Source organism: Streptomyces yunnanensis (assembly GCF_029011865.1).
GTDB lineage: Bacteria > Actinomycetota > Actinomycetes > Streptomycetales > Streptomycetaceae > Streptomyces > Streptomyces yunnanensis.
Window position 1 is genome coordinate 9,649,490 of record NZ_CP095749.1, and the last position, 11,626, is coordinate 9,661,115.

Genomic DNA, 11,626 nt, shown 5'->3' on the forward strand with positions numbered 1-11,626 from the left:
GCGGTGTGAGTCGGCGTGGATTCCTGGGGCTGGCCGCCGGTGCCGGTGCGGCGGTGACGGTGGGCGCAGCCGGCTGGTCCCATCTCGCCGGGGCGTCGACCGGACGGATCCTGGCCAGTAGAGGGTTGTTGCCCAAGCCGTTCGGTGTTCCGCTGCCGGTACCACCGGTGGCCCGACCGGTGCGCAGTGAGCGGGGCGCGGACGTCTATGACGTCGAGCAGCGCGAGAGCCGCATCGAGATCCTGCCCGGCCGCAAGACCACGGTGTGGGGGTACGACGGGATCTTCCCCGGCCCGACTTTCGACACCCGCTCGGGGCGCAGGACTGTGATCCAGGTGCACAACAACCTCACCGTCCCCACCGTCACGCATCTGCACGGCGGCGTCACCCCGCCGGGGTCCGACGGCTACCCCACCGACCTGCTGCTGCCCGCCGGCCGTTGCTCACCCGGCCAGGCACACCAGGCGCACAACGGCATGGCGGCCAGCCATGGTGGTCGGATGGCCTTCGGCTCCCGCCGCTACGTCTACCCGCTACCGCAGAGGGCGGCGACCCTCTGGTACCACGACCACCGCATGGACTTCAGCGCCCCACAGGTCTGGCGCGGCCTGGCCGGCTTCTTCCTCATCGGCGACGAGGAAGAGGACCGCCTCCCCCTGCCCGGCGGCAACCGCGACATCCCGCTGATGCTGTGCGACCGGTCCTTCGAGGAAGACGGCTCCTTCCGCTACCCCACCCACAGCCACGACGCCTTCCCCGACGGGGTGCTCGGCGACGTCCAACTCGTCAACGGGGCACCCTGGCCCGTCCTGGAGGTGTCCGCCACCCGCTACCGCTTCCGCCTGCTCAACGCCTCCAACGCCCGCCGCTACCAACTCCGCCTGGAAGCCGAAGAAGGCAAGCCTGGGCGGTTCGTCCAGATCGGCAGCGACGGCGGACTGCTGGCCGCACCCAAGCCTCACAGCACGCTCGACATGGCGCCCGGCGAACGGTTCGACGTCGTCGTCGACTTCGCCGACCACCCCGTCGGCAGCCGGATCACGCTGCGCAACACGGCGGGCGAAGGAGGCATGCGCAACGTCATGCGTTTCCACGTCGTGCGCAAGGAGAAGGACGACAGCCGCATACCGGCCCGCCTGTCCACCTCCTTCGAGAAGCTCACACCGAGCTCGGCGATGCCGGTGCGGGTCTTCGACTTCCGCCGGACGAACGCCGGTGACGACGACCGGCAGGTGTGGACCATCAACGGCCAGCCGTTCAGCACCGATGCGGTCCTGGCGTCACCGCGGCTGGGGAGTGTGGAGCGGTGGCGCTTCAGCAGCGACTTCCACCACCCCGTCCATGTGCACCTGGCCCAGTTCCAGGTCCTCGCCCGGGGCGGCAGGCCCCCGGCTGCCGGGGACGCAGGCTGGAAGGACACGGTGGATGTCCGCCCCTACGAGGTGGTGGAAGTGCTCGCGCGCTTCGCCGGGTACAAAGGGCGCTACATGCTGCACTGCCACAACCTCGAACACGAGGACATGGCCATGATGGCCAACTTCCAAGTCATCTGAGCTCGGTCAGGGGCGTGCCACCCGGCCAGAAGCCCCGCAGGCCGAGGTCGACGAGCGACCGCTGGTGCTTGTGGTGATGTCGCGGGCAGGCTTGGTGAAGACGCACGAGGCGACGAGACCGGGGCGTCGGCTCCATGCTCCGATCCCATGCATGACGGGCGGCTGACCAGGCATGTGGCACGGTGGCCTACCGGGTGGGCGTCACAGGCCTGGCAGCGGCGGGTGGCCACTCGGTCGGTGTTGCCTTCGGTGGCGTACAGCGGTTGGGATTCCGAGGTGCGGGACCAGGTGTCCGGAACGGGGCCGGCCACCCAGCCGAATTTCGGGGCGTAGATCTCGCTGGTGGAAAGGTTGTCGCAGCTGGGAGGACGGCGTTCCCAGCAGGCGACGCATTGATGGTGTTGGGGCGGGCTGCCCATGCCCGGTGGCCCGCTCCATCACCGGCCTGACTTCCGACCCTGAGGACGTCACTCCGCTGTGCGGGTCCGCTGTCGAGGTCACCAAGGTCTGAAGATCCCCCTGCAGTGGTGTTGCCATCCGAACCGGATGAGCAGGGGAGGCGTCACATCGGCACAGTGAAGTGGCTTGAGGCAAGGGCAGTTGGCCCGGCTTGCGCCCCAGCTGATCCTGTGCCTCGTGCGAGGAAATGGAAACGGCGTGACGAGCAGAATGTGCAGACGGCACTATCGCGTGCTGCCCCGGTTGTGGTTGTGGCTGGTCGTCCTGCCTGGTGTGTTGACGGCTTGTGCGGGTGGCGCTGGCCCACACGGTGCCTCAGCGTCAGGGGACTCCTCGATGGTGGCCACCATCGTGTCGGCCGTGACCGGGCCGGACGGGACGGCGCGGATCACCATTCGGGGTGCGCGCACGGGTGGTGCCACCGTGAGCTGGGGGTGATTCCTTCACTCTGCGGCTGGATGTCGCGACCTATCAGGTGCAGTGACGCAGGAGCCGGGACCGATCGAACGTAAGGCAGCCGGTGCGCCTCTCGTAGGAGAACGCACACCGGCCGTCTGACGGGCCCGGGTCAGTGCTTGCGAGCCTTGAGGCTGTGCGGGTTGAAGGACCAGATTCCGCGGCCGTGCGTGGCGGCGTAGAGGTTGCCGTCGGGGCCGGGGCGGAGCTGGAGGACGGCCGTGGTGGGCAGGCCGTCGCCGAGGACCTGCCATTCGTGGGAACCGGGGGCACGGTAGAAGACCGCGAGGTCGGTGCCCAGGGTCAGGCCACCGTTCGGCAGGAGCTTGACCGTGTCGGTGGGGACGTCGGGGAGGTTCGCCGAGATGTCCTTCCAGTCGGCTCCGCCGTTGGTGGACTCGAAGACGTGGCCGGTGCCGGCGCCGGGGCCCTCGGTCCACTTGCGTGAGAAGCCGTTGACGGCCACGAAGACATGGTCGGCGTTGGCCGGGTCGACCTCGAAGCCGGAGATGTAGCGGTTGGGGACGGTGCCGTCGATGGGAAGGCCGAGCTGGTGCCAGCCGGTGCCGTCCGCCTTGCCGACGGCGATGCCGCGGGTGAAGCCCTGGCTGTCGCACGGTCCGCACCAGCCGGCGTAGACGGTGCCGCCGGAGGAGGCGACCGCGGTGGCCACATGGCCTTCACCGAGGTCGAAGGCGCTGGTCCACTCCTTGCCACTGCGGATGGCGAAGCCCTTGGTCTGCACCCACACATGGCGGCCGCCGGCGATCCAGGTGGCGGCGTTCTTGGCGTCCGCGGCGATGGGGGCGATGAAGCGGGCGCCCTTGCCGCCCAGGTCCTTGTCGGGAGGCGCCACCTCGTACTCGGTGGCCTTGGTGGGATCGGTGGACCAAGCGCCGTTGTTCACACCGCAGTTCTGGGTGACCCACATATCGAGGTAGACGTACTCGGCGGCGATGTTGCAGCCGTTGGCGGGATCGACGATGGTGTCGGCGCCGTCGCCGCCGAAGTTCGACCCCATGATCTTGTCGCGGCCGCGCAGGATCGACTGGCCGTTGTCCTGCAGACCACCACTGACCGAGACTCCGCCGTACTGGCGGTCCCTGCCGACGCCCACGGAGTAGTACTGGAGGGTGTCGATGGTTCCGTCGTTGAGCGACTGCCAGTCCTTGGCGTGGCCGGCGGAGTCGACCGCGCCGTTGAGGGGGCGGCGGTAGATGCCGCCGTCGTTGCCGGCGTACACCCAGGGCTTGCCGTGATACGAGCCGATCCCCACGGCGTGCTGGTCGGAGTGGGTGGTCGGGAAGCAGTCGCCGGTCTGCTTGGCCGGATCGATGTTCCAGCAGGGGAAGGGGAAGTTCCAGTACGGACCGGGGGTGGTCCAGGTGTTGCCGCCGTTCTTGGTCTCGAAGACCTCCTCCAGGCCGAGGTAGAGGTGGTCGGCGTTGGTGGGGTCGACCTGGAGGAACTGGTTGTACCAGGACTGGATGCCCGGTTGGTAGCCCGCACTCTGGAGCGCGGAACCGGACGCCTTGAGCTTGGTGTAGTCCGCGATCGTCGTCCACGGTCCGAAAGGGGAGCCGTTCTTGGAGACGTAGACGCCCTTCAGGCCGCTGTCCGGGTTGCTGCTCAGCTGCTTCGGGGACTGGTCGATGGCGTAGAGGCGGGAGCCGTCGGCCGCGGCGGCGAAGGTCACATTGCCCACGTCGTCGCTGCTGGTGGGCAGATCGCCCAGCGCCCCGGCCCGCTGCCAGCGGCCGTCCTGCTTGGCGTACAGGCCGTTGTACGTGTCACCGCCGCGCCACCCCACCGCGAGCAGGACCCGGCTGGGGTCCTTCGGGTCCACCGCTATGTCATTGGCGATGTTCTTGTACGGCGCGCTCGGATCACCGGCCTTGGAACCACCTGGCAGATAGTCCGGGTTCGGGGCGAACTCCAACTTCCACGGCTCGGAGAGCTTCGCGGCCGAGTGGGACCACACACCACGGCTGGTGGCGGCCCATACGCGGTCGCCCGCGAAGCGCAGCGCGTGGATGACGGTGCTCTCCAGCTCCGCACCGCCTACCCGGTTGCCAGGTCGGAAGGTGCCGTGGTGTGGGTCGTTGAGGACGTAGATGCCCGTGCCGACGAAGGAGGTGGCGCCGGTGTTGGACTCGCCGGTGGCGTACCAGAGCCGTTGGGAGCCGTCCAGCGCGAGCGTGCCGGTGGACAGCGAGGGCAGTTGGTCGGCGATCGGCTGCCACTGTCCACCGCCGGTACGGGACCGGAACACGCCGCCATTGGCACCGCCGGCGTAGACGTAGCCCTGGTCGTCAGCCGCGATACCCGTGATTCGTCCGGTGACCTGACCCGCGCCGCCACTCGAATTGGAGTTGACGTCGCGGTACCGGGGGTCGTCCGCGTTGTAAGGCCGCTTGGTGACGTGGTTCCACGCACCGGGCGTGTGGCGCATGGACTGTATCTGCTGCCAGGCGGCTCCGTATGCACCGGGCGCGATCACACCAGGCGCCGTACGGGCCTCGGTGAACTGGGCGGTGGCCTCAGCCGAGTTCTCGGCCTCGTCGCCTCCGTCTTCTCCGCCCCCTGCTGTGAGACCGGGCGCGATGAGGCCGTTGAATTGTCCTGAACGCGCGAGTTTCGCGTGCCGATGGCCTATCTCGGCCTGATGACGCACGTTCCAGGGCTTGGGCTTGCTGTTTCCTGTTGCTGTCGCCGCGAAGGACTGGGTTCCGGCCAGCCCGAGTGCGGCAGCTATGACGGTGCAGCTCACGAACCGTCTCCGCTGCCGATGCCGATGGGGCATCATGCGCTCTCCTCCCCGTCACGGGCACAGGGTGGTGCCCGATAACTGGGGGAGATCTTGGCGTGCTCGCGTCAGAGACGGATACGGGTCGTTACCAAAAATGGTCTGAAGTTTGCAATTGGCGTGATTTTGGGTGTGCTGAACGAGAGGAAGGGACCGTCGGTCAGGTCGGCATGGCGCCCGGTCGGTGCCGGCGCCCAGCTGGGATCGGGGCCGCGCCGGCACCACTTGAGTTCGGGGCAGCGGTCAGCGCGCGGTGCGCAGGGGAAGGGGGCCCGCGGCGGCCGAGTCGGGTGCCGAGGTCGTGTGTGGCCTGCTGTGCCTTTACCGGGCCGCCGCTGACGGCGAGGCCGCCCGCGGTGTACAGGGCCTCGTTGAATGGTTGGCCGCCTGTCGGAGCCTTGCCGACGGCGAAGACGGAGACTGCCTTGCCGTCGATGACGGAGGCGGAGAGGTAGTCGCCGACCATGCTGCCCTGGGAGGTGCTGGCTATCTGGTTCAGCGGCATCGGTCCCGCGACGGTTTGGGCCGTGCTCCAGGTGGAGCCGCCGTTGGTGGAGGAGAGGTAGCCGACCTCCAACTGGCAGGTGGACGCGGAGCAGTTGGCCTCGGGGTAGAAGTAGTAGTGGAGGCCGATCTTGGCCGTGCTGCCGGAGGTGGCGTGGTCGACGCCGAGGCCGGGGATGAAGTGGTCGGCGCCGGAGGTGGTTGCGTCGATGGGGATCCTGGTGACGGCAGGCCAGCTGGTGCCGTTGGTCGAGGTGGCGTAGACGATGTCGTTGGCGGGGCAGCCGGAGCGGAAGCGGCAGTCCTGCCAGGCCACGTAGATTCTTCCGGAGGCGTCGATCTCCGCGCTGGGTAGACCTTCGCCGTCCCGCAGGTTGCCAGCTACGGCGTGCGAGCGGACGTTGGCCACCAACGAGGTCGAGCTCCAGGGAAGCATGCCGTGCTGCCAGGCGGCGCCGCCGTCGGTCGAGGTGTTCCAGCCGATGTCGGACGCGCCCCCATCCGTGAACCGGCCGACCTGGGACGAGCTCACGATCGTGTTGCCGTAGGCGAAGGTGTCGGGCTCCAGCTCGGTGGCGTGCTGGCTGGAGGAGTTGGTGAAGGGGTCGCTGCTGACCTGGGTCAAAGTCGTCTGGGGAGAGGGTTTGTGGAAGTTCGAGGTGCCGGAGGTGAACGCGGCAGCCGGCTGGGTGGCGATCGGGATTCCGGTGAGCGCGCAGGTGGCGGCCGTTGTGACGAGGGTGGCGAGCCGTCGGCTGCCGCGTACGCGTGATCTGCGGGGTGTGCGTGAACTGCTTGGCAAGCAGGGCTCCCCTGTCGTTGGTGGGAGGCCACGTAGGTACGTGCGGCGTGCGGGGAAGTGCTGGGGTTGCGCGTTGGTGAGCCGTCAGGGCGTGCCAGTGGGTTGGCCGCCGGCAGGATCGCGAGGTGCTGCTGCGCGCGGGCGCACAAAGCGGCAGTGTGGTCCTGTGCATGACACGCCGCAAGGAGGGGCGGGGTCATGGTTCGGGAAAGGGACACCGCCCCGGCGCCTTCCTCGCCCCCGTCGATGCGCTGTCGGACGGGTTTACCCTGAGTGAACTGCCCCGTGGCGGCTGCCAGTTGGCGGTGGGCTAGGAGCGTGTCTCAGTCACCAGCCACCAGTGCGCCTTGGGCGTGAATCTCGTGGCATGGGTGGGGCGCCGGGGAGTCCGGCGCCCCACCCATGCCACTTCCTCGGACACGCCTGTTAGCCTCTCCATACCAAACCTTTTGGTATGGAGGAGAGGTCAAGGTGGGTGCGGAGAGGTCGGCGTGGCTGGACGAGGGCTTGACGTTGCTGGCGGAGCAGGGTGCGCCCGCGGTGACGCTGGATCGGCTGTGTGAGCGCGTGGGCATGTCGAAGGGCGCCTTCTATCACCACTTCGGATCGATGCCGAAGTATCGGATCCGATTGCTCGACCACTTCGAGGCCAAGTGCACCACGGCGATCATCAATGGAGTTGAAGCGTCCGACACGCTTCCGGCCCGGGAGCGGCTGGCCAGGCTCCTGGCTGAAGTGACCAAGGACGCCGGCCCGCCGCTGGAGATGGCGATGCGGGCCTGGGCGAAACAGGATCCCGAGGCGGCGCGGGTGCAGGAGCGTGTCGACGCAACCCGCATGGGATATCTGCGGGATCTGTGCGAACAGGCCGGCCATGGCAGACCGGATCAAGTGGCCAAGATGCTCTATCTGATGTTGGTCGGGGCGGAGCACCTCACGCCCCCGCTTCCGAAGCCAGAGTTGCGCGGCATGTACGAGCTGCTGATGCCGCTCCTGGACCGGTCGGCCTCCTGACCTCGTCGGCGATCGAGATTGATCCCTCACCCGACGTTCCCGGAAGGAACACTGCGTCATGAATGTCTCCGCCCGCCCGGAATCCCGTACATCCAACGCCAGAGGTCTCCACCTCTGGGTTCCCCGCCTGATGCTCGCTGCCGCGGCGGTGCACATGATGGTGGGCGTCATCGCCTCGTACTCGCACTGGAGCGGCATCGTCTCCGACGGACTGTGGAACACCGTCCGCAACGACAACTACACCCGCATGATGGCCCTTTGGTTCATGATCAGCGGAGTTGCCTTCTTCGGCCTTGGGCTCCTTTCCAGAAGAGCCGTGATCGCCGTAGGCGCGATGCCCGTGGAGACCGGATGGATCCTGCTGGCACTCGGAATCCCGGTGGCCGTAATGGAACCGGTCTCAGGTGGCTGGTCACTGATTGCCATCGGCGTGCTGGCGGTGGTGGCGTCGCGGCGCGACAGTGGCATGACGGACCTCGACCGATCGGGCGGTCGACGAGCGGGAGGAACGCTCGCTCCAGGCGCGGCCCCACTCAATACCGCGCCCTCTGAATAAGTGCTCTGCACCAGTATCTCGACTTTCGACGTCTTCGCAGGCGCGATGGCATGCGCTTGATCGGCCGGTCTGCGGCGGTTGCGGACTGATCGCTCGGGACTCCAGTACGCCGAAACGATCCTGACCACCCGAAGGCCCCGATTGACTTCCGCTCACAGGGCCGAGCGGAGGCAAGCGCGCACGGATGGACGCTCAGCGGCGGAGGGTAGCGTCCAACAGGCGGGTCAGTTCGCCAATGCGTCCGCCGCCGGTCGGTGCCACCGGATAGCGCTTGAGCACGTCGACGAGGGCCGGGGTCGCGTGGCGCACCGCCTTCGTGACACATTCGTCGCCGACGGCCCGATCGCCACCGGCGACGAGCTCGGCCGCCCTGGCGGCGTGCGCTGCCGACCCGAGAATGTGCTTGACCTGGGTGGCGTTCGGCAACGGGTGCAAGTAGGCGGCGCCCGCCGCCGCCATCGCCGCACGCGCTGCCTCGGCTGCGGCGGCGTCCGCTTCCTTGGCTGCCTTGAGCGCCGCCCAAGCCGCGTCGCGCAGCGCTTTCCCGCGCGTTCCGCCGCTGGCGAACTCCCGTGCGGTGTTGACCGCGTAGCGAGGTCGCGTGTCGTTCGGCCGCTCCGCCTCGAAGATCTCAAGCGCCTCCTGTGCACACGCCTCGGCGAAGGCGGTGACCTCGCGCAGATCCTCCATGCTCAGAACGAACTCAGCCGCTTCGGTTGCCATGGCTCCATCTTGCTCGACCTTCGCCGCTTTCACAGGCGTGATGGGGTGCGCCTGATCGGGTGTGCAGTGGTTACGGGCTGATCGCCCGGAACGGCAGAGAAGCATCGGCGGTGATGTTGCCGCCTCCGAAGAGGAGCCCGCCGATGCGTCCGGACGTGACGTTACCGGCCTCGCTGCTGGCGGTGCTGGAGAATCTGCGGTGGGTGTTCACCGCGCCAAGCTCCGCCGCGTGATCATCGCGGCCCGATTTTCACCCATCCGCCAGGCCAGACCCACCGACGCCGAAATCCGCGCCGTCCAACACGCCTGGGCCCAAGCAGGCATCAGCGACGCTGCGTGACCGCATCAGGCATGTCGGAACGTCGAAAGCCGAGCCAGTATGCGGTTCGTGATCATTCATGCGGGATGGTCTCGGCATGAGTGGTGGCGATGGGTTGTTCGAGGTCGAACCGGTCGAGAAGAAGCAGCCGCAAGGTCGTCCGGCATCCGTGGACAAGACGTTCCGGGACTTCGACCCACACCAGGTCCTGCTGCTGCCCCCGTCGCTGGACGACTGGCTGCCTGAGGATCATCTCGCCCGGTTCGTTGCCGACCTGGTCGACGAGGTACTTGACCTTTCCCCGATCCTGGCGGACTACACCGAGAAGCGCGGCTACCCGCCCTACGATCCACGGTTGATGGTGCGGCTGCTGATCTACGGGTACAGCACCGGTACTCGTTCTTCGCGGGCGATCGAGCGTCGTTGCGTCGATGATGTCGCGATCCGGTTCCTGGCTGCCGACCAGGCCCCGAACTTCCGCTCGATCGCCCGGTTCCGCCGCCGCCACTTGGATGCGCTGGCCGACCTGTTCACCCAGTCGCTGCACCTCGCGCAGAAGTTGGGCATGGTCAAGATGGGCCGCGTCGCGCTGGACGGCACGAAGCTGAAAGCGAACGCCTCCACACACAAGGCGATGAGCTACGGCCGCCTGGTCGACAAAGAAGAGCAGATCGAGGCTGAGATCGCCGAGTTGGAGGCGAAGGCCCGAGGTTTGCTGGCCGACGTCAAGGCCACCGACGACGCCGAGAGCCAGGTCTTCGGCGTCGACGGCAACGAGGCGGACCTGCCAGCCGAGCTGGACCGGCGGGAGAAGCGGCTCGCGAAGCTGCAGGCCGCCCGCGCGCAGATCGAGGCCGAGACCGCCGACAAGGCCCGTCGCCACGCAGAAGACAAAGAACGCCGCCGCCAGCAGCGCGCCGGTACCAGCGATGAGCAGGCTGTCGCTGACGCCGGCGAGAAGGCCGCCGCGAAGGCACGACCGAAACCCAAGGCCCAGGCGAACTTCACCGACCCTGACTCGCGGATCACGAAGAACAGCGACGGCGCCTACATCCAGGCATACAACGCCCAGGCCGTCGTCGACGAGCAGCATCAGGTCATCACAGCCGCCGACATCACCACCAACGCCTCGGACGCGCTGAACTACACCACCATGCTGGACCAGTCCACCGCCAACACCGGCATCCACCCCAAGCACGTCTTGGTCGACGCCGGATACTGCTCCGAGACCAACCTCGAAGCCGCACGGGACCGCCAACTCGACTGCGACACCAGCACGTTCATGGCCACCGGCCGTCTGCCTACAGCCGCCGCAAGGCCATCATCGAACCCGTATTCGGCCAAATCGTGACCTGCCACAGCGACCGCCAACTTCTTCTCCGGGGCGAGGACGGAGCCCGCGGCGAGTGGCGACTGCTGGCCGCCTGCCACCACCTCCGCAAGGTCTCCCGGCACGCCGGAACCACCAGCCTCGCCGCCCTGGCCGGCTGACCGACCGAGCCTCGCAGCTCGTCACCGGCCCCCACCCGGTCGCCCCCCCCACGACCCGCACCCCGACCGCCCTCACGGCTGTCCGTGGGGCGGCAGCGACCGACCCAAACAATCACGGCCGCCAGCCGCTCACCTGTTACCGAGACACGCTCCTAGCGGACAGAGTCGTCGGCGCCTCAGGTGCGGGGAATGCCGACTGCTCCGGATGTGTCAGTGACTTTGTGTAAGTCCTTCAGGTCGTTGCGCCTTCACCCTCGTCACCGACCCACAAACCGAGCACGTCCTTGCAGCCGTCCATGTCGACGCCGACGGCCAGGTGGACCGGCTTGGAGACCACCGCCCCGGACCGGATCTCGACCCACGGCGCATCGATGTAGATGATCGGCCAGATCGCATCCAGCGGGCGGTTCTGCCAGGCCGCGAGTTCGTCGGCGACCGCATCGGTGACCTTGCTGATCAGGTCCGGTGAGACCTCGACGCCGTAACAGCCGGCCAGGTGGGAGCGGATGTCGCGCACGCTCATGCCGCGGGCGTACAGGGAGAGGATCTGCTCGTTGAAACCCGCCAGGCGCCGTGCGTGCTTGGGCACCAGCCTCGGCTCGAACGAGCCGTTGCGATCCCGGGGCACGGCGACCGTGACCGCACCTGCGTCGGTGAGCACGGTCTTCGCCGAGGTCCCGTTGCGGCTGTTACCCGACCCACGGCCGACCGGATCATGCTTCTCATAGCCCAGGTGCTCGGTCATCTCGACGTCCAAGGCCCGCTCCAGCACGGCCCGGGTGACCTCGGTCAGCAACCCGCCTTCGCCCAGCAGGGATGCTCCCGAGGCATCGGCGCGGTCCATCAGCCGCTCGACGACCTCGTCCACCAGCTTGTCCTCGACCTGCTCGACGGCCGGGGTCTTCTCGTTGTCCGTCATGCTCTGTCCGTCCCGGCTGGCCAG

At 67.9% G+C, this 11,626-nt stretch carries 6 protein-coding genes and 2 pseudogenes; 4 read left to right on the top strand and 4 right to left on the bottom strand.

From position 1 onward, the window contains the following. Positions 1–5 precede the first annotated feature (5 nt). Positions 6–1,553 carry a multicopper oxidase family protein gene (locus MOV08_RS42490; RefSeq protein ID WP_275311505.1) on the top strand — a complete coding sequence of 516 codons (1,548 nt, stop codon included), beginning with the start codon at positions 6–8 and terminating at the stop codon, positions 1,551–1,553. 1,027 nt (positions 1,554–2,580) lie between these two features. Here MOV08_RS42490 and MOV08_RS42495 read toward each other — a convergent pair. After that, entirely contained in the window at positions 2,581–5,274 is a 2,694-nt protein-coding gene (locus tag MOV08_RS42495) for a glycosyl hydrolase (RefSeq protein WP_275311506.1), read from the bottom strand. Positions 5,275–5,434: 160 nt separating this feature from the next. Next, entirely contained in the window at positions 5,435–6,580 is a 1,146-nt protein-coding gene (locus MOV08_RS42500; protein ID WP_275311507.1) for a hypothetical protein, read from the bottom strand. Positions 6,581–7,051: 471 nt separating this feature from the next. Here MOV08_RS42500 and MOV08_RS42505 point away from each other — a divergent pair, with 471 nt between their 5' ends. Both MOV08_RS42505 and MOV08_RS42510 read left to right on the top strand, forming a co-directional pair. Beyond that, complete coding sequence (locus MOV08_RS42505; RefSeq protein ID WP_275311508.1) at positions 7,052–7,594, top strand: TetR/AcrR family transcriptional regulator; 543 nt, start codon at positions 7,052–7,054, stop codon at positions 7,592–7,594. Between the two features lie 58 nt (positions 7,595–7,652). Beyond that, entirely contained in the window at positions 7,653–8,150 is a 498-nt protein-coding gene (locus tag MOV08_RS42510) for a DUF6463 family protein (RefSeq protein WP_275311509.1), read from the top strand. A gap of 192 nt (positions 8,151–8,342) precedes the next feature. Here MOV08_RS42510 and MOV08_RS42515 read toward each other — a convergent pair whose 3' ends face one another. Then, positions 8,343–8,873: a putative immunity protein gene (locus tag MOV08_RS42515; protein WP_275311510.1), complete on the bottom strand. Its 531-nt coding sequence runs from the start codon at positions 8,871–8,873 to the stop codon at positions 8,343–8,345. 488 nt (positions 8,874–9,361) lie between these two features. On the opposite strand from MOV08_RS42515, the pseudogene MOV08_RS42520 reads away from it, so the two are divergent. Beyond that, a pseudogene (locus MOV08_RS42520) lies at positions 9,362–10,683 on the top strand (IS1182 family transposase). Positions 10,684–10,918: 235 nt separating this feature from the next. Here MOV08_RS42520 and MOV08_RS42525 read toward each other — a convergent pair. Further along, positions 10,919–11,602 (bottom strand): annotated as a pseudogene (locus MOV08_RS42525) (IS256 family transposase); the annotation flags it as partial. Between the last annotated feature and the right edge of the window lie 24 nt (positions 11,603–11,626).

Excerpts from the sequence above, each read along its gene's own strand:
- MOV08_RS42495 (WP_275311506.1), bottom strand. The coding sequence starts at position 5,274 with ATGATGCCCCATCGGCATCGGCAGCGGAGACGGTTCGTGAGCTGCACC.
- MOV08_RS42510 (WP_275311509.1), top strand. The coding sequence starts at position 7,653 with ATGAATGTCTCCGCCCGCCCGGAATCCCGTACATCCAACGCCAGAGGT.
- MOV08_RS42515 (WP_275311510.1), bottom strand. The coding sequence starts at position 8,873 with ATGGCAACCGAAGCGGCTGAGTTCGTTCTGAGCATGGAGGATCTGCGC.